The 25,639-nt window shown below is 30.5% G+C and carries 27 protein-coding genes; 6 read left to right on the top strand and 21 right to left on the bottom strand.

The annotated features are described in order from the left end of the window. The first annotated feature begins 49 nt into the window (after positions 1-49). The gene (locus OCU47_RS06775; RefSeq protein ID WP_261827838.1) at positions 50-403 is read left to right on the top strand and encodes a tetratricopeptide repeat protein; all 354 of its coding nucleotides are present in this window, start codon (positions 50-52) and stop codon (positions 401-403) included. 93 nt (positions 404-496) lie between these two features. Here OCU47_RS06775 and OCU47_RS06770 read toward each other — a convergent pair whose 3' ends face one another. Genes OCU47_RS06770 through OCU47_RS06760 form a run of 3 tightly spaced genes read right to left on the bottom strand, consistent with a single transcriptional unit; the run spans position 497 to position 3,540 of the window. After that, positions 497-1,675, bottom strand: a complete 1,179-nt coding sequence (locus OCU47_RS06770) for a transglutaminase domain-containing protein (RefSeq protein WP_261827837.1) — start codon at positions 1,673-1,675, stop codon at positions 497-499. Continuing rightward, the gene (recX, locus tag OCU47_RS06765) at positions 1,659-2,294 is read right to left on the bottom strand and encodes a recombination regulator RecX (protein WP_261827836.1); all 636 of its coding nucleotides are present in this window, start codon (positions 2,292-2,294) and stop codon (positions 1,659-1,661) included. Before recX ends, OCU47_RS06770 begins: the two co-directional genes overlap by 17 nt. Next, positions 2,287-3,540: a M16 family metallopeptidase gene (locus tag OCU47_RS06760; protein WP_261827835.1), complete on the bottom strand. Its 1,254-nt coding sequence runs from the start codon at positions 3,538-3,540 to the stop codon at positions 2,287-2,289. Before OCU47_RS06760 ends, recX begins: the two co-directional genes overlap by 8 nt. Positions 3,541-3,742: 202 nt before the next feature. On the opposite strand from OCU47_RS06760, the gene OCU47_RS06755 reads away from it, so the two are divergent. From OCU47_RS06755 to OCU47_RS06745, 3 genes are read left to right on the top strand one after another with little or no spacing between them, the layout of a single operon-like run. Next, entirely contained in the window at positions 3,743-4,414 is a 672-nt protein-coding gene (locus tag OCU47_RS06755) for a response regulator transcription factor (RefSeq protein ID WP_261827834.1), read from the top strand. Then, a complete protein-coding gene (locus OCU47_RS06750) occupies positions 4,415-5,953 on the top strand; it encodes a sensor histidine kinase (protein ID WP_261827833.1) in 1,539 nt (512 codons plus the stop codon). A gap of 3 nt (positions 5,954-5,956) precedes the next feature. Continuing rightward, positions 5,957-7,357 (top strand): DUF2334 domain-containing protein, encoded by a 1,401-nt coding sequence (locus tag OCU47_RS06745; RefSeq protein WP_261827832.1) that lies wholly within the window; start codon positions 5,957-5,959, stop codon positions 7,355-7,357. A 58-nt stretch (positions 7,358-7,415) separates the two neighbouring features. Here OCU47_RS06745 and ymfI read toward each other — a convergent pair whose 3' ends face one another. From ymfI to glyA, 7 genes are all read right to left on the bottom strand, one after another. Next, positions 7,416-8,159 (bottom strand): elongation factor P 5-aminopentanone reductase, encoded by a 744-nt coding sequence (ymfI, locus tag OCU47_RS06740; RefSeq protein ID WP_261827831.1) that lies wholly within the window; start codon positions 8,157-8,159, stop codon positions 7,416-7,418. Positions 8,160-8,171: 12 nt separating this feature from the next. Then, on the bottom strand, positions 8,172-9,101 hold the full coding sequence (locus tag OCU47_RS06735) for a dipeptidase (protein WP_261827830.1): 930 nt from the start codon (positions 9,099-9,101) through the stop codon (positions 8,172-8,174). Between the two features lie 91 nt (positions 9,102-9,192). Next, on the bottom strand, positions 9,193-9,369 hold the full coding sequence (locus tag OCU47_RS06730) for a hypothetical protein (RefSeq protein ID WP_261827829.1): 177 nt from the start codon (positions 9,367-9,369) through the stop codon (positions 9,193-9,195). A gap of 86 nt (positions 9,370-9,455) precedes the next feature. Continuing rightward, on the bottom strand, positions 9,456-9,977 hold the full coding sequence (locus tag OCU47_RS06725; RefSeq protein WP_261827828.1) for a phosphatase PAP2 family protein: 522 nt from the start codon (positions 9,975-9,977) through the stop codon (positions 9,456-9,458). A gap of 60 nt (positions 9,978-10,037) precedes the next feature. Then, positions 10,038-10,907, bottom strand: coding sequence for a type I methionyl aminopeptidase (map, locus tag OCU47_RS06720; protein ID WP_261827827.1), 870 nt, complete (start codon positions 10,905-10,907; stop codon positions 10,038-10,040). Beyond that, positions 10,885-11,037 carry a hypothetical protein gene (locus OCU47_RS06715; RefSeq protein WP_261827826.1) on the bottom strand — a complete coding sequence of 51 codons (153 nt, stop codon included), beginning with the start codon at positions 11,035-11,037 and terminating at the stop codon, positions 10,885-10,887. Before OCU47_RS06715 ends, map begins: the two co-directional genes overlap by 23 nt. 44 nt (positions 11,038-11,081) lie before the next feature. Next, positions 11,082-12,317: a serine hydroxymethyltransferase gene (glyA, locus tag OCU47_RS06710; protein WP_261827825.1), complete on the bottom strand. Its 1,236-nt coding sequence runs from the start codon at positions 12,315-12,317 to the stop codon at positions 11,082-11,084. Between the two features lie 162 nt (positions 12,318-12,479). Here glyA and OCU47_RS06705 point away from each other — a divergent pair, with 162 nt between their 5' ends. Continuing rightward, on the top strand, positions 12,480-13,253 hold the full coding sequence (locus OCU47_RS06705) for a threonine/serine exporter family protein (RefSeq protein ID WP_261827824.1): 774 nt from the start codon (positions 12,480-12,482) through the stop codon (positions 13,251-13,253). Further along, the gene (locus OCU47_RS06700; RefSeq protein WP_261827823.1) at positions 13,250-13,684 is read left to right on the top strand and encodes a threonine/serine exporter family protein; all 435 of its coding nucleotides are present in this window, start codon (positions 13,250-13,252) and stop codon (positions 13,682-13,684) included. The genes OCU47_RS06705 and OCU47_RS06700 overlap by 4 nt, the downstream gene beginning before the upstream one ends. An 83-nt stretch (positions 13,685-13,767) precedes the next feature. On the opposite strand, the gene OCU47_RS06695 is transcribed toward OCU47_RS06700, so the two are convergent. The 11 genes from OCU47_RS06695 to secD all read right to left on the bottom strand — a co-directional run bounded on the left by OCU47_RS06695 (position 13,768) and on the right by secD (position 25,604). After that, positions 13,768-14,037, bottom strand: coding sequence for a metal-sensitive transcriptional regulator (locus tag OCU47_RS06695; protein ID WP_261827822.1), 270 nt, complete (start codon positions 14,035-14,037; stop codon positions 13,768-13,770). 1 nt (position 14,038) lies between these two features. Beyond that, complete coding sequence (gene aspS / locus OCU47_RS06690) at positions 14,039-15,826, bottom strand: aspartate--tRNA ligase (protein ID WP_261827821.1); 1,788 nt, start codon at positions 15,824-15,826, stop codon at positions 14,039-14,041. Between the two features lie 16 nt (positions 15,827-15,842). Continuing rightward, entirely contained in the window at positions 15,843-17,099 is a 1,257-nt protein-coding gene (gene hisS, locus OCU47_RS06685) for a histidine--tRNA ligase (protein WP_261827820.1), read from the bottom strand. A gap of 18 nt (positions 17,100-17,117) precedes the next feature. Next, positions 17,118-18,539: a coproporphyrinogen III oxidase gene (locus tag OCU47_RS06680; protein WP_261827819.1), complete on the bottom strand. Its 1,422-nt coding sequence runs from the start codon at positions 18,537-18,539 to the stop codon at positions 17,118-17,120. Between the two features lie 10 nt (positions 18,540-18,549). Further along, positions 18,550-19,152, bottom strand: a complete 603-nt coding sequence (locus OCU47_RS06675; protein WP_261827818.1) for an MBL fold metallo-hydrolase — start codon at positions 19,150-19,152, stop codon at positions 18,550-18,552. Positions 19,153-19,163: 11 nt separating this feature from the next. Beyond that, on the bottom strand, positions 19,164-19,613 hold the full coding sequence (gene dtd, locus OCU47_RS06670) for a D-aminoacyl-tRNA deacylase (RefSeq protein WP_261827817.1): 450 nt from the start codon (positions 19,611-19,613) through the stop codon (positions 19,164-19,166). A gap of 11 nt (positions 19,614-19,624) precedes the next feature. Next, the gene (locus tag OCU47_RS06665; RefSeq protein ID WP_261827816.1) at positions 19,625-21,817 is read right to left on the bottom strand and encodes a RelA/SpoT family protein; all 2,193 of its coding nucleotides are present in this window, start codon (positions 21,815-21,817) and stop codon (positions 19,625-19,627) included. Positions 21,818-21,919: 102 nt separating this feature from the next. After that, positions 21,920-22,438 (bottom strand): adenine phosphoribosyltransferase, encoded by a 519-nt coding sequence (locus tag OCU47_RS06660; RefSeq protein WP_261827815.1) that lies wholly within the window; start codon positions 22,436-22,438, stop codon positions 21,920-21,922. Between the two features lie 59 nt (positions 22,439-22,497). After that, complete coding sequence (locus OCU47_RS06655) at positions 22,498-23,343, bottom strand: DHH family phosphoesterase (RefSeq protein ID WP_261827814.1); 846 nt, start codon at positions 23,341-23,343, stop codon at positions 22,498-22,500. 132 nt (positions 23,344-23,475) lie between these two features. Then, positions 23,476-24,345 (bottom strand): protein translocase subunit SecF, encoded by an 870-nt coding sequence (secF, locus tag OCU47_RS06650; RefSeq protein ID WP_261827813.1) that lies wholly within the window; start codon positions 24,343-24,345, stop codon positions 23,476-23,478. 5 nt (positions 24,346-24,350) lie between these two features. Then, on the bottom strand, positions 24,351-25,604 hold the full coding sequence (gene secD / locus OCU47_RS06645; RefSeq protein WP_261827812.1) for a protein translocase subunit SecD: 1,254 nt from the start codon (positions 25,602-25,604) through the stop codon (positions 24,351-24,353). Between the last annotated feature and the right edge of the window lie 35 nt (positions 25,605-25,639).

Genomic DNA, 25,639 nt, shown 5'->3' with positions numbered 1-25,639 from the left:
ATAAAGACGTTATTTGCTCACTAATTTGTATTGTTTATTGGGAGGTATTATGAATTTTTTTTCTGAAGGAAATGAACAGTATTTAAAACAAAACTATGAAGAAGCTATTAAATTATATAAAAAGGCTATTAAAGAGAAAGAAAATGAATCTAGCTCACATTATAATCTAGCAGTATGCTTAATCAAGCAAAAGAAATTTGATGAGGCAATAGTAGTTCTACATGAAGCATTAAAATTATCAACAAACTCAAAATACTTTTTCAATTTGGCCTATTGTCATATGCAACTAATGGATTATAAAAAAGCAATTAGATATTTTAATATAGCTTGGGCATTAAATTATTCTGATGATGATTGTAGAAAAGCTATTGCTGTGATAATGAAAACAAAGAATTTGTTTTAACACTCATTAAAAATTAAATATGTTTGAAAAATTAATTGAACTGTACATTGAAATTTATATTTATATTATATTTCAACGTACAGTTCTTGTATTTTACCACTCACCAGAAATTTCTTCTGCTTTATGATCTCTATCAAATTTTCTACTATCAAAATAGTTTCCAGCTTTATAAAAAGTAGAATCTACATTTATCCACACCTTTTCATCTGCAAGATAGACTTGATTCCATGCATGCCCTACCCATTCATAGCCATTAAATCCTTTTCCAGTGATCAATCTAACCTTTAGGTTATCACTTCTACACATCGCTACATATAGACAAGCATAATCAAAACATATACCTTTTCTTTCACTAAATGCAGGTATTGCTCCTGAATCAGTTACATTGCCACCATTCAGCACCAAATTCGCCTTGTTATCATCATAAGTAATGTTATTTCCAATCCAATTATATATAGCCTGAGCTTTTTCCCTATCAGATGATCTACTTTGAGCTAATGACCTTGCTAAAGCGTTAATACTTGAATTACTTTTTATTCCTTGATCCAATGTAACTCCATTGTAATATACTATTCTATAAGGATTAGCTTTATTTATAGATTGGCTATCAACATTTTGAGAATTTTTATCTAACTCTACTACCTTTATCTTAAGAGAATTATTTAAGATTCTTGGTAACTGACTGATAAAACTGGACTCATAAACTGGATTAATAACCCCATTTTCAACTATTTTATATATTGCACTTTTATTAACGTCAAGCTTAGGTAAATTTGACGGCCAATATTTTAGTCCTAAATTAATAACTAATGATGCAATTATAACATAAATTATCGCATTAGGAATCGAAAATAAACTACCAATTAATCCTTTTACTGCATTACCTCTAGTTTTTGAGAATGACTCTACTCCATTCAAAAAAGGAAACATTATTAATGAATTGATTGCATATAGTATTCCCTTTAATACATAATAAATTGCTGTAAAAACAATAAAAAATGAAAGTAGAAAAAATACTTTAGGATATCCATAAGATACATTTTTTAATGCAGAGAAACTGCTCAAAAACTCCATTACATTATTTATAATCAAGCCCTTATCCACACAAAATAAACATATTATTCCTGCAAGTATCAATATCACATTCTTTTCAAATCCCCATAATCCTCTTTTAGCATTAAGAGAATCAAACTTATTAAAATATCCTAGAATTAAAGGAACAACAAATATTACGGCAAGCAGTATATCAACATTGTTATTCATATTCCTCATTTACTACCTTTCTAATTATTCTATTAATTAAATCGAAATCATATCCTTTTGAAGCCAGAAATCTAAATATTTTTTGCTTTATAAGCCTAGAATCTGTTTCTCTTTTTATCAATATTCTATATTTCTTTTCGCAAAGAGCTAACGCACCTTCATACTCATCTTCTTCATTTACGTTATTAATGGTTTTCGCAATAGTTTCCTCTGCTACCCCCTTTTGCATAAGCTTATACTTTATTTTATTTCTTCCTTCGTTTTTTATTTTATCTTTCACATACATAGAAGTATATCTTCTATCATCAATAAAATTATACTCTTTAAGAAAATCCTGCACTCTGCTTATAGTCTCTTGACTATATTCTCTCTCTATCAGCTTTTTCTCAATTTCCTTCTCAGTTTTGTACCCTCTTTCCAAGATTCTCAAAGTATAATTTTTGCATGATATATATTCTTCTTCTATTAATACTTCCCTAATATCCTCTATTTTAATCTCAGCATCTTTTGCAAGATTATATCTATAAACAAGTTCCATATCACAAGCAAAAGCAAAATTTTCATTAACGTAAATATTTACTCTTTTTTTATTGTTCTTTTGAACTTCAACTTTTGTTATCTTATTCATCTTCCCCGGATCCTCTTAATACATAAATAGTCGGGTCATTTATTACCCCTCTAGCAACCTTATAAATATCTTCTGCATTTAACTTTTCAAGTCTCTCCATATCTTTAAGAAATTGATATATATCTTCACCTTCTAAGCATTGGGTTAAAATATAACTTCCAAGATCGCTACCATCTTCAAAAGTAGATACTACAGCTGTCTTATGAACTTTCTTCATTAACTCAACAGTATTATTATCAAATACTATCTTCTCATTTTTTATGTTGTTTATGCAATTAAAAATTGCATCCAAAGTTTCATCAATTTTACTATCATCTACTGCTGTATAAATATATAGATTTTTAGCATTATGACTTAAATCTAAATCTGTATACACATCATAAACTAATCCTCTTTTTTCTCTTAGTTCTCTAAATAAAATTGAGTTTGCACTCTCTCCTAACTGATGATTCAATATTTTTAACGGCAATTCCATATTTCTATCTATTTCTAAGAATGAATATAAAATAATTATATTACTTTGCTCTATATCCTTTCTAGTTGAAGTAAATACTTTCGCCTTGTTTTTTTCCATTATAACAGTCCTGTCAATACATGATTTTCCTTGCCAATTTTGAAATTCGCCTTTAAGTATATTTACAACAAAATCATGTTCAAATGGAGATACTACTGTAATTATAGTATTATCTGGCGTATAATTTTTAGAATAAAACTCCAATATTTCTTCTCTAGTAAAGTTTTTAACTGTTTCTTCTGATCCTGCCACTTCATACCTAAGAGGGCTTTTTTCAAAAGCATGATAAAAAACTTTGTTAGTACTAAACTCTGCCACATCATCTTTAGAACTTCTTATTTCAGATATGACAACACCTTTTTCTCTCTCCATTTCTTCCTTATTAAATGTAGGATTCAATATCATATCACTTAGCAAATCTACAGCCTCTTTTGCCTCTTCTTTAAGACAGCATATACTAAATACAGTTGAATTGTAATTAGTATATGCATTATACTCTCCCCCTAAAAATTCAAGCTCTCTATTTAATGTTTCGTTATCTCTATTTTTAGTTCCCTTAAACATCATATGTTCAATAAAATGAGAAATGCCTCTATTTAAATTATTCTCATAATAAGCTCCTATTTTCACTCCTAAATTGATTGAAAATAATTCAGTGTCTTTTTTAATAGTTACTATCTTCAATCCATTTTCTAATTCTACAATACTCTTATCAAACTTTATATCTATCATTTAAAATCTCCCATCATACATTTCTAATTTTCATTCTATAATTATTCAGAGTCTATTTCAACTTAAATTTATTTATTAATTCTAGCCTATAATATACTTTTAATATACTATTTAATAACATTTTTCTGAAATAATCCGCCACAAACTGTACATTCACCTCTCTAATATATATAATATAAACATATTAGAGAGGTGAATTAATATGAAAGATACAATTTTAATTGCAGAAGACGAGATTAGAATTAGGCTTCTTCTTAGAGATTACTTAGTAAAAGAAAATTTTAATGTAATTGAAACCAAGGATGGTGCCGAGGCTATTGACGCTTTCACCAATCACAGCGTTACACTTATTATATTGGATGTAATGATGCCAAAACTTGATGGTTTCCAAGTCGCAAAATTTGTCAGAGAAAATTCTTCTGTTCCAATTATTATGCTTACTGCAAAAGCTGAAGAAGAAGACAAGTTAAGAGGATATGACCTAGGAATTGATGATTATATAACCAAACCCTTTAGTCCAAAGGTCTTAGTTGCAAAAATTAAAGCATTATTGAAAAGAACTGTTACAGAAAAGGATGCTGCCCAAGTTGATTTGAATGGACTTGTAATAAATAAATTATCACATGATGTAAAAGTAAATAATGAAACAATAAATTTATCACCCAAAGAATATGAACTGTTAATATACTTAATGGAGAATAATGGAATAGCATTATCTAGAGATAAAATTTTAGATAATGTATGGGGATTAGATTACTTTGGTGATATTAGAACTGTAGATACTAATATTAAAAGATTAAGAGAAAAACTTCAAGATAAATCCAATTATATTACTACGGTAAGAGGTAGTGGCTATAAATTTGAGGTGAAATAAATGAAATTTTCAAACATGAAATTTCTAAAATCATATAAAAATTCAATATCAAAAAGACTATTTTTAGTAACATTTACCTTTATCATTCTATTTATGGTTTTTTCGATGATATTTCAAATTTTCTTTTTCCATGATTTTTATGCTTCTAAGAAAAAGAATACCTTGATTCATAATATTGATAAATTTAAAAGTACTTATTCCTATAACATTAGTGATGATGCAACACTAACCAATGCACTTATTAAATTTGAAAGTTCAAACAACTCAAAAATAGCTATTTTAACCACAGGTGGCGGCATAAAATATTTAGTAGATAAAAATTCAAGCTATCAAAGAGAAACTGTAGACCTACTAATAGAAACTTTTAATAATTTATCTAGTAACCCTAACTTCATTCCAGATTTGCTAAGTTCAGATAAAACTTATGCTACTACTCTTGAAAAAGGAAATGTAGATTTAAAACATATAGTCTGTATATCCCCTATGTCAATGAGTTCAAAAAATGATAGTATAATTATAGCTATAACTTCTTATCAATCTATCAATGAAGCTAGTTCAATAATAAAAGAATTTTATTCTTATGTTTTAATAGTTCTATTGTTTCTTGGATTTATTTTAGCATTTATATATTCAAATATGATTTCAAAACCATTAATCGAAATAACAAAGATAGCTGGTAACATGTCAAAGCTTGATTTTTCTGCAAAGTGTCCTGAGTGCAGAGAAGATGAAATTGGAGATATCGGAAAAAGCTTGAACTTTCTTTCTAGAAATCTATCTAAAGCTCTTACCGAACTGCATGAAAAAAATATACAGCTTACTAAAGACATCGAACAGGAACGTAAATTAGAAAAAATGAGAAAAGAATTCATTGCTGGTGCTTCTCACGAGCTAAAAACTCCTTTAGGCATAATAGAGGGTTATGCAGAAGGACTAAAGGATGGTATAGTAGAAGGTGAAAGCAAAGATATATATTTGGACACTATAATTGATGAAGCCCATAAGATGAATAAACTGATTATGGATATGCTTGAACTTTCTAAACTTGAATCTGGTAATATAAAGCTTGATATTACCTCATTTAATTTAAAAGAGCTCATTGCTGATTTGCTTTCTAAGCATAAAAATAGCTTTATTAAAAACAAATTATATATCTCCTTTATTTTAAATGATATTTCATCTGAATATGTAAATGGAGATAGCTTTAAGATTGAAAGCGTAATTGAAAACTTTATTACAAATGCAATTAAATATACACCGGAAGGCGGAAATATAAATATTGCTCTTTCTGAAAATCAGGATCATATTTTCTTCTCCATTGAAAATACTGGTGTTCATTTAAAACCAGAAGATCTTGAAAAAATATGGGTTCAATTTTATAGAGTAGATAAAGCAAGAAGTAGAGCTGAGGGAAGTAATGGGTTAGGGTTATCTATAGTAAAAAATATATTAACCCAGCATAACAGTACTTTTGGTGTTACAAATACTCCCAAAGGTGTGCTGTTCTATTTTTCTCTTGATAAAACTAAGGAGGTTTAACCCTTGAGTAAAACAAAAATTATACTAAAAACTATGCTGAAACTTGTAGGTATAATTTTAGCACTTACCATTTTAGCATTCATATGTAAAATAATTGTATTCAGTAGAGATACTGTTTCTAATATAACTGTTCAAAATTCTATGGTGCAAAAGCCTATAACTCTTGAAAAAAAGTTACCTAACTTTGAAAATGCTGTTATGGCTTCATCAAATACTAATGATAAAATAAATAACAGTAGTAATGTGTCGCTCTTTTATGAAGGAAGAAAATTAAATATTAATACTCCAACGCCATTGATAAATTTAAGATATTACTTAGATCTTGAAGACTTTTTAAAAACTTCATCCATTAACTTTAGTAAAAAAGAAAATAAATATTATATTGATAACTGTATTGTAGACTTGAACTCTAAGACATTTAATTTAGCTGGAAAAACATATAATTTTCGCGGGCAAAACTTTGTAAAAGATACTAGAACCTATATATGCTTAAATGATATTGAGCATATTTTGAACTTACGTGATTATTGGGATAACGTTAATAAAAAGATATATTTATTTAAAGATAAAAAAAATATACATCTTGATAGTACATCTATAAAAACAACAGGACCAGTAGCACTAATTAGATTTGAGGATGTTGCTTCTACTTCTAGTACTGGAAATAATGAAGACTTAGAAAAGTTTAAAATTATGGGCGATTATCTATATGAGAATGGAATAAAGTTTAACATCACTTGGGTACCAAGATATAAAAATCCTGGAGCTGGTATTGATAATGACCTCCTAACTCATAGTACCATGACTAATGCTCAATTTATAAATACTCTAGATCATCTAATATTTAGAGGTGCCACTATAGGTCTACATGGTTATACTCATCAACACGGCAATACTACCAGCACTGTAGGTACTGAACTTGATAGTAAAAATAACACTACTCCAAAAGAAGTACAAGCTATAGCTGAAAATGGATTAAAGGTTGCTAATACATTTAATATACCAGTAGCCTTCTTTGAAAGTCCGCATTATCAAGCAACAAGAACTCAACAAAAAATTCTTGAAAAGTACTTTCGTATACTCTATGAGCCTGTATCTGGTTATTGGAACCTTAACCCTATGAAGACAAGCACCACCTTATATGTGCCTGCACCTTTAGGTTATGTACAGGATGAACACGGTGAAGCCTTAGCTAAAAAAATAAGGAAAAATTATAGTTTCATGCTAACAAGCGTTTTCATTCATCCGTTCAAAGAATTAAAGTTTATTAAGTTAAAACCAGTAGACTCCACAGGGTATTGTGATTATTCTTACGAGAATAATACCCCTGTAAAAAATATTGTTAAGGCCTTGCAAGATACAAAGCACGTTACAATATCTGTGGATAATTTGCTTAAGAAATAAGCAATATCTAAAAATAGGAATGAAATTTAGTGAAATTTCATTCCTATTTTACTCTCTTCTAAATCATGCCACCATCAACTGTTATAATTTGTCCCGTAACATAACTTGATTCATCACTACATAAAAAAGATACTACCTTTGCCACTTCCTTTGTATCTCCAAACCTATCCAATGGTATCTCCTGCTCTAAGTTCATTCTATCTGTCTCATTCATCCATTTATTCATCTCTGTATCAATAACTCCTGGTGCTACTGCATTAACTCTTATCCCAGAAGGACCAAGTTCTTTAGCTAAAGCTTTTGTAAATATGTTAATTCCACCTTTAGTAGCTGAATATAGCACTTCACATGAAGCACCTACATTGCCCCAAATAGAAGATATATTTACTATACTGCCCTTTTTCTTATCTATCATCTTCTTTACAGCAAACTGAGATAATAATATGCTTCCAGTTAAATTAGTATTTATCATCTCATCAACTTCTGATTTACTTGCGTCCATAAACAGGCCTACCTTGGAAATTCCTGCATTATTAATAAGTATATCCAAATTACTTTGCTTACTTATTATGACATCATTAAAGTTTTCAATGCTTGAATAGTTATTTAAATCTAATGGACATGCTTGCAAAAAATATCCTTTTGCTTTTAACTCTTTCACTAAACTTTTAGCTTTTTCTTCATTATTATTATAAGTAAAAATAACAAAAGCTCCTTCTTCACATAAAGTTCTTACAATAGCCTCTCCTATTCCTCTTGATCCTCCAGTAACTATTGCTATCTTTCCTTCTAACCTTGCCATCATTCAATCTCCTTATTTCAATGTATCTTTAATAAATCTCTCAGAATTTTTATAGAATAACTTCTCAATAAAATCTTCTTTATACCCTTTTTGTTCTAAAGCATTAATTAATTTATACATCTCTCCTGGATTATTAATTTCCACTTCATTTTCTATACCATCAAAATCACTGCCTAGCGCTATTATATCCTCTCCACCAACATTTACAATATGTTGCATATGATTTACTATATCCTCAATAGCTGTTATCTTTTTGGTTCCAATGAATTCAGCACAATAATTAAGTCCCATTATTCCACCATTATTTCCTAAGAGCCTTATCATTTCATCAGTAAGATTTCTTGGATGATTTGTAATACTTCTAGAATTAGAATGACTTGCTAAGATTGGAAACTTACTATTTTGAATTACATCATAAAAACCTCCATCTGAAAGATGTGAAACATCAATAGCAATCCCTAACCTATTCATTTCAGTAATTAAATCTATCCCAAATTCTTTAAGACCTTTATTAATAAAGTTCTTATTCCGACTGGGATAGCCTATTTCATTCTCATAATTCCAAGTTAAGGTTATTAGGCGTATCCCCTTTTCATAGGCATCATAAAGATTATTTATATTTCCATCAAGCACAGCTCCTTCTTCTATTGTAAGAAAAGCTGATATTTTACCTTCATTTCTATTCTTATAGAGATCTTTTATATTTTTAGCAAGAGCTATTTCACTATTTTTGTTTACTTCCTCCATAAACTTAGCATACATTTTCAAAAACTCATCTCTTGCTTTGCATTTACTAGATTCAATAAAAAAAGCAAAAAATTGAGCCATTGCATTACCTTTTTTTAATTTTTCTATGTCAACTGAAAAATCATTTTTTCTTAATTGCTTATTCTCATAATATATTCTACTTGGTACATCACAATGTAAATCTATAAATTCCATATCTTCTCCTTCTCTGCTAACAAAATAACTAAACTAATTCAGCAAATTAAAAAGAGGCCTTCCACATCAGTAAGAAAACCTCTCCAAAATATTATAAAGCGTCTGCTAAAATGTACAATCCATCTTCCTCAATTACAACTCCATCTTCTAGCAGCCTATCTAATTCACCATTTAGCTTTTCATTACTCTGATTATCTTTGTTAAACTTATTGGCTAGATCAAAATAACTAACCTCTTTAAATTCCTTTATTTCATTAAATAAATTCACAATAAAACCTCCTATATCCTTTCTTCTCTCATTTTTATGGATATACAATATTATGTTTCCGATAATCTTATTAGAACTAAATAAAATTATATGAAAGTGAAAACATACAAAGAGATCTTACTGCAGACAAATCCTAATAAAGCACCTGCAAAAACATCTGTTGAATAATGTACATTTAAATAAACTCTAGATATCCCAATAAGAGATGCTAGAATGTATGCAACTATTTTAACACTAGGAAATAATACTCCTAAAACTCCTGCTGCTGCAAAAGAGGAGGCTGTATGCCCTGAAGGAAAAGAATATGTCATAGGTCTTTTAATTATAGTTTCCAAGGTAGCTATGCCTTGAAAAGGTCTCTGCCTTTGAAATATCCTTTTAATGATTCCCTCTCCTAAAATACTGCATAAAACTAAAGAGAATATTACTATTTCACCTTGTCTTCTTGTATGGGGGCGAATGAATAAAAATACAGCTATTACTATCCACATAGCTCCCAAATCTCCTAGCCCTGTTATAGATCTCATTATTCTATCTAATATAGGTCTATGAATTCTACTATTTATAAATTTAATGATATAATTATCTATTTTAAGAAAAGGTTTCATTTTTTCACCTCTCAATTACTGTAAAATTTAAATTACAGCCTCTTCTTCTGTGATTTTGGATTAGTGAGAAAGTATTTCAACTCCAGTTTCAGTTATTAAAACTGTATTCTCCCATTGAGCTGATAACAATCCATCATCTGTATATATAGTCCAGCCATTACCTTCATCTACATAAACTTCGTAGGTACCTTCATTGATCATAGGCTCCACAGTTAAAACCATACCTGGAACTAGCACCATATCTGTTCCTCTTTTGCCAACATGAGGTACAAAAGGTTCTTCATGAAATTCATTTCCAACTCCATGACCGCCTAAAGCTCTAACAACAGAATATCCATTTTTTTCAGCATGTTCTTGAACTGCTGCTCCAACATCCCCCAAGAATCCCCAAGGCTTGATTGCCTCAATTCCTTTTTCCATACACTCTCTAGCAACTCTTACAAGTTTCTCAGCTTTTTCTGATGCTTCCCCTATAATAAACATTCTTGAGGCATCAGAATAATATCCATTATATATTGTAGACACATCCACGTTTATGATATCTCCATTTTTTAATATTATACTTTCATCAGGAATACCATGACATACTTCATCATTTATTGAAGTACAAACACTCTTAGGAAATCCCTCAAAATTTAATGGAGCTGGTATTGCTCCTTGAGATACAGTATAATCATAAACCAATTTATCAATTTCAGCCGTACTCATGCCTTCATGAATTTCTTTTGCAACTAAATCCAATACCTCATTATTTATTTTTGCACTTTGTCTAATCCCCTCAATTTCTTCTTCATTCTTTATTATATCCCTTGGTGGAATTATACAATTTTGTGATTTAAGTTGTGCCAACCTTTCATCAAACTCTAAGTGACATCTCTTATATTTTAATCCACTGCCACACCAGCATTTACTGTTTCTGTCTATTATCATTTTCATCATCTCTTTCTTTCGCATTTTGTTTGTATGTATCTATTATAGCACAATATTTTTCATGATATATCTTATTATTGTCATTTATTTCATTGATTAATAATATAAAAATAAGAAGGGCTATTTTCAATAAAAATCTCCCTTCTTATCAATATACAAAATATACTTTATAAACTACTTATATAATGGATGTTTCTCACAAAGACTTTTTACTCTATCTCTAAGTGGTGACAAATCTCCATCTTTATTTGAAATAGCTTCATTTATTATTTCAGCTATTTCTTCCATATCTTCTTCCTTAAAGCCTCTTGAAGTTACGGCAGGTGTACCAATTCTTATACCTGAAGTAACAAATGGACTTCTAGTTTCATTTGGTATAGTATTTTTATTAGCTGTAATACCAATAGAATCAAGAAGATGTTCAGCTTCTTTACCTGTTATATCCTTGTTATTAAGATCTACAAGAAGTAAATGATTGTCTGTTCCATTAGATACTAATTTAAATCCTAAATTCTGCATTGCTTTAGCTAAAGCTGCTGCATTCTTAACTACTTGCTCTCCATATACCTTAAAGCCATCTTCTAAAGCTTCCTTAAAGCATACAGCCTTTCCAGCAATAACATGCATTAATGGTCCACCTTGAATTCCTGGGAATATGCTCTTATCTATATCCTTAGCATACTTTTCTTTGCAAAGAATTAATCCACCCCTAGGTCCTCTCAAAGTTTTATGAGTAGTACTAGTTACAAAATCACAGTATGGAACTGGTGATGGATGTAAACCTGCTGCAACAAGACCTGCTATATGAGCCATATCTACCATTAAATAAGCTCCAACTTCATCTGCAATCTCTCTAAATTTCTTAAAATCAATTACCCTAGGATATGCACTAGCTCCTGCTACAATTAACTTTGGCTTATTTTCAACTGCTAATCTTCTTACTTCCTCGTAATCAATAGTCTCAGTTTCACTATCTACCCCATATGCAATAAAATTATATAGTTTTCCTGAAAAATTAACAGGTGAACCATGGGTTAAATGACCTCCATGACTTAAATTCATGCCTAAAACAGTGTCTCCTGGCTCTAAAACTGCAAAATATACTGCCATATTAGCTTGAGCTCCTGAGTGTGGTTGAACGTTAGCATGTTCTGCCCCAAATAATTTCTTTACTCTCTCTCTTGCTAATTCTTCAACCTCATCAACTACATAGCAGCCCCCATAATATCTTTTAGCTGGATATCCTTCTGCATATTTATTTGTAAGGTATGATCCCATAGCCTCCATTACTGCCTTGCTCGTAAAATTTTCAGATGCAATAAGTTCAATGCCAAACTGTTGTCTGTTTTTTTCTTTCTCAATTAAATCAAATATTTCCTTATCTTCTTGTTCCAAAAAATCAAAATTCATTTTTCTAGCCCCCTTATTTAATCTTAATATCATTATAGTTATATAATTAGCATTTTTCAACATTATATTACACAAATATTTTTTGTGTGTTTATTAAACAAGGCATGCTGTGTTATAATACTTACGGAATATTATTTTTGCTAATAAAAGGAGCGCTTATACATGGATACTAATAAAGTATTAATAGTTGCCACATACGCTGGTCAGATTATTTTAGAAAGCGGCGGAGAGACTTATAGAGTAGAAGAAACTATAATAAGAATATGTAAAAATTATGGATTAAAGGACGCTGATAGTTTTGTAACACCTACTGGTATCATGTGTTCTGCTTTAAAAGAAAATTCAGAAAGCATATCAATAGTTAAAAGGGTTAAAAATAGAACTGTCAATTTAGAAAGAATAGATTTAGTAAATGATTTATCAAGAAGTGTAGAACTTCAAAATATGCCAATTGACACATTAAAAGAAGAATTGGATAAAATCGCAAACTCATCGATGTACCCTGCTTATATTGATGTTTTATTTTCAGCCTTAGCAGCTTCAGGTTTTTCATATATGTTTGGTGGAAATTTAAAAGACTTTTTTTGTGCTTTTTTTATTGGAATTGTTATAAAAGCCTTTGTGCATATGGCAAACAACTTAGCAATAAATGCATTTTTTATTAATAGTATCGGTGGTGCTATTGGTGCTTTTTTTGCATTACTATGTACTCACGAAGGCCTTGGCACTCATCTTGACACTATAATAATTGGAGCTATAATGCTTCTAGTTCCAGGTCTATCTATTACTAATGCTATAAGGGATACTATATCTGGAGATTTAGTTTCTGGTCTTGCAAGAGCTGCAGATGCTTTTTTAGTGGCATTGTCTATAGCTGTAGGGACTGGTTCTGTACTTAGTCTTTGGTTATATTTTTGGGGAGGTAAAGTATTATGATATTAGAAACTATTATTTCTACTTTAGCTACTTTAGGTTTTGGAATTATGTTTAATATAGGTAAAAAACATTTACTTTTTGCTTCCTTAGGTGGAGGACTTAGTTGGTTTGTATACAGAATTTTAGTACAAAACAGCTTCTCTGGAGTTTTAGCTATGTTTATTTCTGCTGTTATTTTCAGTATCTATTCAGAAATTTGTGCCAGAGTTTTCAAAACACCTGTTACAACATTTGTAGTTTGCGCGTTGATTCCTTTAGTTCCCGGTAGCTCTATTTATTATACTATGTATCAAGGTGTTCTTGGACATATAAATGCCTCTATGAACATGCTCACAAATACTTTATCTTCAGCAGGTGCTCTTGCTCTAGGGATTTTATTTGTTTCCACAATCACAAAACTTATTTTTGCAAAACATAAAAAAGCAGCTTAATAACATTGCATAATAAAAGGTGAACTTAAATTAAGTTCACCTTTTATTATATAATTTTTTGCAAATAAGTTTTCTCAAATATTCTATTTTAAAAACTTATTTACAGTTTTAATTAAATTCTTTACTTTTTCCTGCTCTTCTGGATCCTCATCTAAGCCTAAACAATTGTTAACATAATTTTCAATCACAAGACCGCCAACCTTATTTATTGCAGCCCTTATAGCAGCAATTTGAACCAAAACATCGTCACAACATACATTCTTATCAACCATTTTCTGTATGCCTTTAACCTGGCCTTCTATTTTTCTAAGTCTTAGCAAAATATCTTTTTGTAATTTTTCTTCTTCATCCATATTAGTTTGATTCCTTTGGTAAAACCTTTATTCCTAATTCACCTAATTGTTTTTCATCTACTATATTAGGTGCTTCTGTTAAATAGCAGAAAGCATTTTGATTCTTAGGAAATGCGATAACATCCTTTATGTTATCAGTTCCTGCAAGGAACATAATCATTCTATCTAACCCAAAAGCTAATCCGCCATGTGGTGGTGGTCCAAATTTAAAGGCTTGTAGTAAGAATCCAAACTTCTTCCATGCATCTTCTTCAGAGAAACCTAATGCCTTAAACATTCTTTGTTGTAATTCCATATCATGAATTCTTATAGATCCTCCACCTAGTTCTTCACCATTTAATACTAAATCATAAGCTTTAGATCTTACATTACCTGGATCTGATTCTATAAAGTCTAAATCTTCATCCATTGGTGCTGTAAATGGATGGTGGCAAGCCATGTATCTACCTTCTTCTTCACTGTACTCAAATAGTGGGAATTCAGTTATCCAAGTGAAATTAAATTCATTCTTATCTTTGATTAAATCAAACTTTTTAGCTAAATCTAATCTTAATGCACCTAGACTTTGGAAAACTACTGAATTCTTGTCTGCGACTATAAGAATTAAATCACCATTTTCTGCAGACATAGTACTTATTATTGAATTCATTTCTTCTTCACTTAAGAATTTAGCTATAGGTGATTTTATTCCATCTTCCTTAAGTTGTATCCATGCCAATCCCTTAGCCTTGTATGTCTTAACAAATTCACCTAATCTATCGATATCTTTTCTTCCCATAGAAGCTCCACCTTTTAAACATAGAGCTCTTACTGATCCACCTATTTCAACAGCATCTTTAAATACTTTAAATTCCGAACCTTTTACTGAATCTGTTAAATTAGTAATTTCCATACCAAATCTTAAATCAGGTTTATCTGAACCATACTTTTCCTCTGCTTCTCTAAAAGTCATTCTCTTAATTGGAAGCTTAACATCCACACCTGCTACTTCTTTAAATACATGAGCAATTAAACCTTCATTTAAAGCTATAATATCTTCTTGTTCAATGAAAGACATTTCCATATCCACTTGTGTAAATTCTGGTTGTCTGTTAGCTCTTAAGTCTTCATCTCTAAAACATTTTACTATTTGGAAGTACTTATCAAAGCCTGAAACCATAAGTAACTGCTTAAATAACTGTGGTGATTGTGGTAATGCATAAAACATTCCAGGATAATTTCTAGAAGGAACAAGATAATCTCTAGCTCCTTCTGGTGTAGATTTAGTTAACATTGGAGTTTCTATATCTAAAAATCCTTGTTGTTGTAAATAATCTCTTATTGATTTAGTAGTCTTATTTCTAATCATAAAGATTTTTTGCATATCTGCTCTTCTTAAATCTAGATATCTATACTTTATTCTTAAGTTTTCAGCTGTTTCTGAATTTTCTTTTATATCTATTGGTGATGGTTCTGCTTCAGAAAAAATCTTTAAAGATTCTCCCTTCAATTCTACCATTCCAGTAGGCATATTTTCATTTACAGATTCTCTCTTTACAATTTCACCTGTAACTGCTATACAGAACTCAGCTCTTAATTTTCCAGCTTTCTCAAAAGCTTCTTCATTTATTTTATCACCAAATACAATTTGTAATACCCCAGTTCTATCTCTTAAATCAACAAATTCAAGCCCCCCAAGGTTTCTTCTTCTTTGTACCCAGCCCATAACTGTTACTTTCTTTCCTATATGTTCTTCTCTAAGCTCACCACACATAATTGAACGTTTTAAGCCATTCAATGCCTCGCCCATCTTATATTCCTCCTATTTACTTTAAAATAATATTTATAATTTCATCCAAATTATCAAGATTAACTTGGATTTGCTCACCATCTGTCATTCTCTTCATCTGCACCATCTTAGTTCTTAATTCATCTTCACCAAGAATCATTGTAAATTCGGAGCCTATCTTATTTGCATACTTCATCTGTGCTTTCACACTTCTATTCATGTGATCACATTCACATTTAATTCCTCTTCTTCTTAATTCATTTGCATATTTAAAGGCATTTATATGACCTTCTTCTCCCATAGCTCCAATAAATAAATTATTGAATACTGGTTTAGGTATTTCTACTTCTTCTTTTTCTAGAACCATAAGTAATCTTTCAAGTCCTAACCCAAAACCTATAGCTGGCATTTCAGGTCCACCTAATTCTTCAATTAGTTTATCATAACGTCCTCCACCGCATACAGCTAAGCCGTTATTTAGTATTTCAAATACTGTTCTTGTATAATAATCTAACCCTCTAACAATATAAGGATCTATCTTGTATTCAATTTCCATTACATTAAGATACTTTTTAAGTTCTTCAAAATGATCACTACACTCTTCACAAATATAATCTAATATTAATGGTGCTTCTGCGCCTATTTCCTGGCATTTCTTTTCTTTGCAATCTAATATTCTCATTGGATTCTTTTCAAATCTAGATTTACATGTATCACAAAGATTATCATAGTTTGCTTTAAAATATTCCTTTAATGCATCATTATATTTTTTTCTGCATGTAGGACAACCAAGACTGTTTATATTTAAACTTAAATTATTTAATCCGAACTCCTTCAAAGCTCTTACTGCTAATGATATTACTTCTGCATCAATTGAAGCCTCCTTAGAACCAAAAAACTCAATTCCATATTGATGAAATTGTCTAAGTCTTCCTTTTTGAACATTTTCATATCTAAAAGCATCTGTAAAATAATACATTTTTGTTGGTTGTGCATCAGCATATAAGCTATTTTGTATGAAAGCTCTTACAGCTGGTGCAGTACCTTCTGGCTTTAAAGTTACACTTCTCCCACCTTTATCTTCAAAGGTATACATTTCCTTTTGAACCACATCTGTAGTTTCTCCTACTCCTCTTGTAAATAAGCTAGTGCTTTCAAACATTGGAGTTCTAATTTCTCTTATTCCATATTCAGCTGAAATTTTTCTTAATTTATCTTCAACATAATGCCATTTATAAGCCTCACTTGGTAACATATCCTTCGTGCCCTTAGGCATTTGTAACTTTTCACTCATGTAATAATCCTCCCTAAATTAATATAAAGAATTTAGTAGCTCTATTTTTCTTTGGATCATCTCATCAATTCTGTTAATATATTCTCTTACATCTTTAACATTTCCAAAGCGCTCTATTCTGCTCTCTTCTAAAAATACTATTTTTGATACTGCATCTGCTCCTAAAGCGATAATACTTTGAGTATCTTCTATCATCTCAATGTTATAAACACATTCCTTACCCTTTATAGAATACCCCAAATTCTCCATATTTCCAACCATATTTTTCTGTCTATACATGTAATATGGAGTCATATTCAATTTTCTAGCTAAATCTCCTGTCATTTTATACATATTAACTAACTCTTCTTGCTTTGCAATTGACACCTCATGTTTTAACACTATATTTTCATGCAATCTAGAAGCTCTTTTTATGCTAAGTCCATGTATAGTTAAACTATCTGGTGAAAGTTTCTCAATTTCTCTACAAGTATTTTCAATATGTTTTATTGTTTCATTAGGTAAGCCTACTATTATATCCATATTAATATTATCAAAGCCTAATCTTCTAGCTAGCAAAAACTTTTCTTTTATATCTTCTGGAGTGTGTCCTCTTCCAATAACCTTCATAGTATCTTCATTCATACTCTGTGGATTTATGCTAATCCTAGTCACGTTAAATTTCTTCATAGTATTAAGTTTTTCCTCTGTAATACTATCTGGTCTTCCACACTCAACTGTAAACTCTTTTACAGAATTATATTCTACAAAACTAGTATAAACTCTTTGCATTACATCATGAAATTGCTCGTTACTTACTGAAGTTGGAGTTCCTCCGCCAAAATAAACAGTTTCTATTTTTAGTTTCTTTTCTTTAACATATTTTGAAATGCTATCTATCTCTTTGTACAAAGCATCTAAATATGGATCAACTATCTTCTTACATCCTGCTATAGGATTAGCAGCAAAGGAACAGTACAAGCATCTTGTTGGGCAAAATGGCATACCTATATAAATAGAAACCTTTTTTTCATCTCTATTTACAAACTTACTTTCATTCTTTGCTACCTCTATACATAATTTAGCCTTTTCTTCACTTGCAAGATATGTATCATTAAAATAGTTAATAACTTCTGATTCTGTTTTTCCTTGTTCAAGAAGTTTTAATGCAATCTTACTTGGTCTAATGCCCACTAAAGTTCCCCAAGGATAATTATCCTTAGTTACATTTTTTAAAAATTTAAAAACTTCTCTCTTGATTTCTTCTTTTTTGTTTTCATCCTTAATCTTATAGTTATAAACTATATCGTCATGCTGTAGATTTATTTCATCTTCAATTTTAACTTTGTAATCTGCATCATTCTCCACAAATATAAGATTATCAAAAGTATAGAATATATTAAAAATCTGATATACTTCATATCTATAAGTCAAATCATTAAGATTTATTTTAATATCCATGTCTATCTCCTTAATTTAAGAAAGGATTGTTACTCTTCTCAAATGCTATTGTTGATTTTGGTCCATGACCTGGTAAAACAACTATTTTTTCTTCTAAAGTAAATAGTTTTTCTTCTATACTGCTTAAAATTTCTTCATAATTGCCACCATAAAAATCAGTTCTTCCTATACTTTCTCTAAATAAAGTATCTCCAGTAAATAATACTCCATCAACTAAAAAGCATAATCCTCCCTTAGTATGTCCAGGCGTTTCTATAACTTGAACTTCACAATTTCCAACCTTTATTTTTGTTTGCTCATTAATAAATTTAACTTCAGACTTTATCTCTCCAAATATCTCTATATGAGCCTCTATAGCTTTCATGTCTTCCTCTGCTATATACACTGGTATATTAAATTCCTGTACTAAACTGTCAACTGCGCCAACATGATCAATATGTCCATGAGTTAATAAAATAAACTCAGGCCTGATATTATTTGCATTCAGTTTTTCTATTACTTCCTCTCCGTCTGCACCAGGATCAATAATGAAACCTGTTCCGCTAGATTTTTCCATTACAATGTAGCAGTTAGCGCCATATATACCTAGTACCATAGAAAAAATATCTAACATTTCTATTCCTCCTAAAAACTTCTTTTACTGTCTAGTATCAACGTTACTGGCCCATCATTAACGATATTAACCTCCATATTTGCTCCAAATATGCCCGCTTCTACTTTTATATTTTCTTCCTTTAACATCTCTAAAAACTTTAAATAAAATCCTTTTGCTTCCTCTCCAGCTAAAGCATCCATAAAATTTGGTCTTCTACCCTTTCTGCAATCTCCATAAAGAGTAAATTGAGAAATTACTAATAACTCTCCTCCAACTTCCTTCAACGATAAATTCATCTTTTCATTTTCATCTTCAAAGACTCTTAAATTAATGATTTTATCCCTTATGTACTTTAAATCTTCTATAGTATCATCCTTTGATATACCAACCAGCACATTAAATCCTTTCTGAATTTCACCTACAACTTTTCCGTCTACCTTCACATCGGATTTTTTCACTCTTTGAACTACAGCTCTCATTTTTTACGCTCCTAGCTATTTAATCTATATACATCCAGTACACCTTTTAAATTTCTAATTTTTTTCATTAAGTTTTTTAACTTATCAACACTGTCAATAGAAATTTTAATACTCATAGTGGCTATATTGTTCTTTGCAGATTTAGCATTTAAAGATGTTAACTTTAAATTTGCATCAGTAATTATAGACATAATCTCTGCCAATAATCCTGTTCTATCCTCTGCTTCAACTTGAATTTCAGCAATATATTCCTTGCCCTTTGAAGTTCCCCAATTTACTTCCACTATTCTTTGGTTTTCTTCTTCAGACATAGATTTTAAGTTAGTGCAATCTTTTCTATGAACTGACACACCTCTACCTTTAGTAATATATCCTATGATGTCATCACCTGGCACCGGATTACAACACTTAGATAACCTAATCATAAGATTATCTACCCCTTTTACAGTGATTCCATAACCATCCTTACTATTAGTGTTGATTTTCTTTTCATTTTTTTGCATCTGCTCTTCAACAGACTTTAACATTTGCTCATTAGTTACGTGGTTTTCTTCATTAATTTCTTCTTTTATCCTTGAAATCAACGAAGAGGCTAAAAGCATTCCTGCCCCTACTGCTGCATATACATCCTCAATTGCATTAAAATTATATTTCTTCATAACTTTAGCAAATGCATCTGACTTATACAAATCAGCAAAATTAACTAACTGCTTTTTACTTTCTTTTTCAAGAAGGTCTTTTCCTTTTAATATATTTTCTTCTCTCTTACTCTTTTTAAACCATTGCTTAATTTTAGTTTGCGCCTGATTACTCATAGCAAAGTTTAACCAATCCATATTAGGGCCTTTTGCAATTGGAGATTTTAATATTTCAACTATTTCTCCTGTTTTCAACTTATAATCTAAAGTCACCATTTTGCCATTAACTTTAGCACCAACACACTTGTTTCCTACATCAGTGTGTATTCTATACGCAAAATCTACCGGGGTAGCATTTTTAGGCAAGTTAATCACTACACCTTTTGGTGTGAATACAAATATTTCATCTGTAAACATATCCATCTTGAAACCTTCCATAAACTCCTCTGGATTGGAGGTTTCTTTTTGCCATTCTAACATATCTCTAAGCCAAGTAAGCTTGTTTTCGAAGGAATCACCAGTGTTCGCTTCTGAAGATCCTGCCTCCTTGTACTTCCAATGAGCTGCAATACCATATTCAGCAGTTTTATGCATTTCAAAAGTTCTTATTTGAATTTCAAAAGTTTTTCCCTGTGGTCCAATTACAGTAGTATGAAGTGACTGATACATATTAGGCTTCGGCATAGCAATATAATCTTTAAATCTACCTGGTATCGGTTTATAAATTGTATGAACAATACCAAGAGCAGCATAACAGTCTTTAACTGTTCCTACAAGAAGCCTTATAGCTGTTAAGTCAAAAATCTGATCCAGATTTTTATTTTTGTTAACCATCTTTCTATATATACTGTAAAAATGTTTTGGCCTACCATCGATATCTGCTTCTATTCCTGACTTCTCCAAATTTTTTCTTAAATCTTCTATAATATTTTTTATGTACTCTTCTCTTTCGATCCTTTTTTCTGCAATTTGATTTACTAAATCATAGTATTCCTCTGGGTGTAGATATCTAAATGATAAATCTTCCAACTCCCATTTAATCGTAGAAATTCCAAGTCTATGTGCCAAAGGAGCGTAAATATCAAAGGTTTCCTTTGCTTTTTCTTTTTGCTTTTCTGAAGATTTATATTTCAACGTTCTTAAATTATGTAATCTATCAGCAAGCTTAATTATTATTACTCTAATATCTTTTGACATAGCTAATAACATTTTTCTAACATTTTCTGCTTGCTGCTCCTCCTTGGTCATATATTTAATTTGCCCTAATTTCGTAACGCCCTCCACCAAGTCAGCAGTTTCAGCATTAAACATATTTACTATATCTTCATAAGTATATTGAGTGTCTTCAATTACATCATGTAATAATCCCGCTACTATTGTATTGGTATCCATACCTAATTCAACAAGAATTTTTGCAACACAAACTGGATGAATTATATATGGTTCACCAGATTCTCGTTTCTGCTCTTTGTGCGCTTCATCAGCCAAATTATATGCTTTAGTGATTAAATCTATATCTACACTTAGATTATTTTCTTTTATTTTTTGGATTATACTATCTAGCATTGAATTACTCTCCTTATACATATTATTCTATTTAAAATGGCTGGTTAAGACAACCAGCCATACAATATGATTATATTACATTTATTTCTTTAAAGCAATAATTTATACATCATACTCAACAAGTGACATTACATCATACTTCTTAAGCTTATCTCTTCCATTTAATTCTGTTAATTCAATAGTGAAACCTAAAGTAACAACTTCTCCACCAGCTTCTTCAACTAACTTAGCAACAGCTTCAATTGTTCCTCCTGTGGCTAACAAATCATCAATAATTGCAACTCTTTGTCCTTTTTTAATAGCATCCTTGTGAATTTCTAAAGAATCTGTACCATATTCTAATGCATAATTCATTCTAATTGTTTCAGCCGGTAACTTTCCAGGCTTTCTAACTGGAACAAATCCAAGTCCCATAGCATAAGCTACTGGAACTCCAAAAATAAATCCTCTAGCTTCTGGTCCTACAATAACATCGATTTTTTTATCTTTAAGATATTCAACAAATGCATCAACAGATTGTTTAAATGTTTCTCCATCACCAATTAATGTTGTAATATCTTTAAAGCTTATCCCCTCTTTTGGAAACCCTTCAATAACTCTTATACTTTCTTTTAAATTCATTGTTATTCCTCCATTTTAAAATATTCACTAAACTAATTTAACTTTTTAATTGTTACACCTTAATTTGCTTTTCTTAAATATTTAACAATCTGCTCTGCCCTATCCTTATCATCTGTAGTTAATAATTCCACTACTATTCTTGCATTATCTTTTTTACTCACCACATTAGATATAGGTGTTAGTACTCTAATTATATCCCATATAGTGCTAGAATTTATTTCATTAATATTGTAACTACTCATGATAGCTCTTAATCCATAGTTATCCGTAGTCTTAAGGAAATGCTCGCCTTCCTTAAGAAAAACTCCGTTTTCTCCTTGGCTATTTATATCTTTGCACATCGTACCTAACATTATTAAATCAAGATATCTATTTATACTGTTCATATTATAATAAATAGCTATTGCTTGCATAAGCTTAAAAGTTACACCACTATTAGATAAATCCTTGTACCTGTAAGAACAATCCTTCTCGCTAGGATTAATATAAATTATGTCTTTATCATTTGTTACCTTTTTATTTTCAATAACAATGCTTTCAATTCCTAAACTTTTGCATAATTCAACTTCTAAATTAGATTTAAAATTCGCACCTACAGCTATTAGCAATTCTGCGCCTAAAAAATGAATATAATTTTTTATTATCCTATCCTCTATGGTATGAGTTACATCATTGGAATCATCAATATAATACTCTACATCTGCATTTAAGTACTGCAAAATAAGAAGCAGTGATGAAACTCCACAAAGACTATCCACATCACATCCACCATAAATAACTATTTTCTCTCTATGATTAATTGCTGCAACCATTCTTTCTATTGCTCTATTCATATTTTTAATTATAAATGGATTATATCCACTTATGTAGGTAGGATGATAAATGCTTTCCCAAAATTTTGACATAACTAACTCCTCCATAAATTTAGAAACCATTTATTATTATAATTGAATTCTTTTTCTTTTACAATAGAGAATTACTAAAAGGGTAAAAACACTGAAAATCATCCAGTATTTTTACCCTCTTTCATAATAGAATTATTTATTTGCTACTTGTTTTCTCTTCCTAATAATTACCCAAATAGGTGATGCTATAAATATTGAAGAGTATGCTCCTGAGAAAATACCTATCATAAGTGGGAAAGTAAAATCTCTAATAGTAGGAACCAAGATAAATACTGAAGTTATTGCTATTAATATAGTCATTGAAGTATTTATTGATCTTGTTAATGTTTGATTAACTGAAAGATTGGCTACTTCCGCTACATCTAGACTCCTCTTATTCTTTTCATTTTCTCTTATTCTATCAAAGATAACTACAGTATCATTCATTGAGTACCCAATTATAGTCAAAATACCTGCAATAAATGCACTATTAACAGGTACATTAAATACTGAATAAACTGCTAAAGTAATCAAAACATCATGTATTAAAGCAACTACTGCTGCGATAGCATATTCATATCTAAATCTTATAATTACATATACCAACATACCTACTATTGCAATTAGTAAAGCTTTAACAGCATTTTTTGTTAATTGTTCTCCTACTGAAGCTCCAATTTCATCTTGAGATTTTAAGGCTTTATCTGTCAACTTATATTTATCCTTCAAATCTTTCATTATGCTTTGTACTTTTGCTGAATCCAATTCATTAGTTTTTGCCTTAATTTCTAGCTGAGTATTTTCTAATGTATTAGTGACAGCATTTGGAGAATATTTTTTAACTATCTGATCTACCTCTGCCTTATTGATTGCCTTACCGAAGTCTATAGTAACTTCAGTTCCACCTCTAAAATCTATACCAAAATTAAGACCGCCTCTTGCAATGCCAAAGCCAATTCCAATTAAAATTAGTATTGCTGATATAGTAAACCATACTTTTGTTCTATCTATGATTTTAAGCATTTCACTTACCCCCTCTTAACTCTAAAGTATGATGGTTTCTTAAGCCAACCAGCGCTTAGAGCTAACTTGATGAATAATTTAGTAACAACTATAGCTGTAAATAAACTTGTTACTGTACCAATTAGTAAAGTAAGTGCAAAACCTTTCACTGGACCTGTACCTAAGAAATATAATATTAACGCGCATATTATTGATGTTAAATTCGCATCAATAATTGATGCCATTGCATGATCAAATCCTAATTTTACTGAAGTTGCAATAGACTTACCAGCCTTAAGCTCTTCTCTCATTCTTTCAAATATAAGTATATTTGCATCTATTGCTGTACCTATGGTTAAAATGAATGCTGCAATACCTGGTAAAGTTAATGTAGCATGTACTCCCTTGAAGATATATAGTACAAGTACTGTATATAATGTTAAAGCTAAACAAGCTAAAACTCCTGGGACTCTATAGAATAAAATAATGAATGTAAAAATTATAACTAAAGCAAGCGCTCCTGCTAATAATGCATTTGGTAACGCATTTTCTCCAAGTTGAGCTCCTACTGTTTTAACTGAAGCTGCTTTAACTGGATATGGGAATGAACCAGCATTTATAATATTAGCATCTGTCTTTGCTTGTTCCATTGTTTGATAAGAAATCTTAGCACTTCCTCCAGTTATAGGTTCATCAACTGTTGGACTAGAAACTTCTTTATCATCCATATAAATAGAGATTTTTTGTCCTACAAATTTAGTTGTTGCATCTGCAAATTTCTTCTTTCCAGAATTATTAAGTTCCAAGCCAACTGCTGGCTTACCTGTTGTGCTATCAGTATAAGTGTTAGCTTTCTTTACATCTTTACCTGTCAACACTACATTGCCATTTGGATCTTTAAAAGTTAAATTACCACTCTTAGATAAACTTTCAACTATTTTTGATGAATCGTATTGTCCCGGAATATCAACACGTATTCCTTTGTCTCCTTCTTTTGTTACAACAGTTTCTGCTGCACCATTAGAATTTACTCTTAATGATATAAGTTCTTTCATAACGTCCCTGTCAGCTTCTGTTATCTTATCCGCCTGAATTTCCATTAAAACAGATACTCCACCTTGTAAGTCAAGTCCTTTTGTAATTAGCTTGTCAAAAGATTTAAATTCATATTCATTTGCTCCTGAACCTATTTTAAATCCATTAAAACTGGCAAACGCGAAAAAGGCAATCAATACAAAGCACACGATTAATATTACTGCGCTTCTTACTTTTGTTTTCATCTTTATCCCCCTCTGTAAAATTCTCCTATCTCTTA

It is taken from the genome of Clostridium sp. TW13, assembly GCF_024345225.1.
Taxonomy (GTDB): Bacteria; Bacillota; Clostridia; order Clostridiales; family Clostridiaceae; genus Inconstantimicrobium; species Inconstantimicrobium mannanitabidum.
Note: the sequence above shows the minus strand (reverse complement) of the source record. Positions and strands in the feature narration are given on the sequence as shown.

Excerpts from the sequence above, each read along its gene's own strand:
- OCU47_RS06665 (WP_261827816.1), bottom strand. The coding sequence starts at position 21,817 with ATGCTAGATAGTATAATCCAAAAAATAAAAGAAAATAATCTAAGTGTA.
- OCU47_RS06775 (WP_261827838.1), top strand. The coding sequence starts at position 50 with ATGAATTTTTTTTCTGAAGGAAATGAACAGTATTTAAAACAAAACTAT.
- OCU47_RS06760 (WP_261827835.1), bottom strand. The coding sequence starts at position 3,540 with ATGATAGATATAAAGTTTGATAAGAGTATTGTAGAATTAGAAAATGGA.
- OCU47_RS06660 (WP_261827815.1), bottom strand. The coding sequence starts at position 22,438 with ATGAATTTAAAAGAAAGTATAAGAGTTATTGAAGGGTTTCCAAAAGAG.
- OCU47_RS06680 (WP_261827819.1), bottom strand. The coding sequence starts at position 18,539 with ATGGATATTAAAATAAATCTTAATGATTTGACTTATAGATATGAAGTA.
- OCU47_RS06675 (WP_261827818.1), bottom strand. The coding sequence starts at position 19,152 with ATGTTAGATATTTTTTCTATGGTACTAGGTATATATGGCGCTAACTGC.
- OCU47_RS06700 (WP_261827823.1), top strand. The coding sequence starts at position 13,250 with ATGATATTAGAAACTATTATTTCTACTTTAGCTACTTTAGGTTTTGGA.
- ymfI (WP_261827831.1), bottom strand. The coding sequence starts at position 8,159 with ATGGCAAGGTTAGAAGGAAAGATAGCAATAGTTACTGGAGGATCAAGA.
- OCU47_RS06735 (WP_261827830.1), bottom strand. The coding sequence starts at position 9,101 with ATGGAATTTATAGATTTACATTGTGATGTACCAAGTAGAATATATTAT.
- glyA (WP_261827825.1), bottom strand. The coding sequence starts at position 12,317 with ATGAATTTTGATTTTTTGGAACAAGAAGATAAGGAAATATTTGATTTA.
- map (WP_261827827.1), bottom strand. The coding sequence starts at position 10,907 with ATGATAATAGACAGAAACAGTAAATGCTGGTGTGGCAGTGGATTAAAA.
- dtd (WP_261827817.1), bottom strand. The coding sequence starts at position 19,613 with ATGAGAGCTGTAGTTCAAAGAGTGAAAAAATCCGATGTGAAGGTAGAC.
- secD (WP_261827812.1), bottom strand. The coding sequence starts at position 25,604 with ATGAAAACAAAAGTAAGAAGCGCAGTAATATTAATCGTGTGCTTTGTA.
- OCU47_RS06705 (WP_261827824.1), top strand. The coding sequence starts at position 12,480 with ATGGATACTAATAAAGTATTAATAGTTGCCACATACGCTGGTCAGATT.
- aspS (WP_261827821.1), bottom strand. The coding sequence starts at position 15,826 with ATGGGCGAGGCATTGAATGGCTTAAAACGTTCAATTATGTGTGGTGAG.
- OCU47_RS06725 (WP_261827828.1), bottom strand. The coding sequence starts at position 9,977 with ATGAAACCTTTTCTTAAAATAGATAATTATATCATTAAATTTATAAAT.
- OCU47_RS06770 (WP_261827837.1), bottom strand. The coding sequence starts at position 1,675 with ATGAGGAATATGAATAACAATGTTGATATACTGCTTGCCGTAATATTT.
- OCU47_RS06750 (WP_261827833.1), top strand. The coding sequence starts at position 4,415 with ATGAAATTTTCAAACATGAAATTTCTAAAATCATATAAAAATTCAATA.
- OCU47_RS06755 (WP_261827834.1), top strand. The coding sequence starts at position 3,743 with ATGAAAGATACAATTTTAATTGCAGAAGACGAGATTAGAATTAGGCTT.
- recX (WP_261827836.1), bottom strand. The coding sequence starts at position 2,294 with ATGAATAAGATAACAAAAGTTGAAGTTCAAAAGAACAATAAAAAAAGA.
- hisS (WP_261827820.1), bottom strand. The coding sequence starts at position 17,099 with ATGAGTGAAAAGTTACAAATGCCTAAGGGCACGAAGGATATGTTACCA.
- OCU47_RS06695 (WP_261827822.1), bottom strand. The coding sequence starts at position 14,037 with ATGGATGAAGAAGAAAAATTACAAAAAGATATTTTGCTAAGACTTAGA.
- OCU47_RS06655 (WP_261827814.1), bottom strand. The coding sequence starts at position 23,343 with ATGTCAAAATTTTGGGAAAGCATTTATCATCCTACCTACATAAGTGGA.
- secF (WP_261827813.1), bottom strand. The coding sequence starts at position 24,345 with ATGCTTAAAATCATAGATAGAACAAAAGTATGGTTTACTATATCAGCA.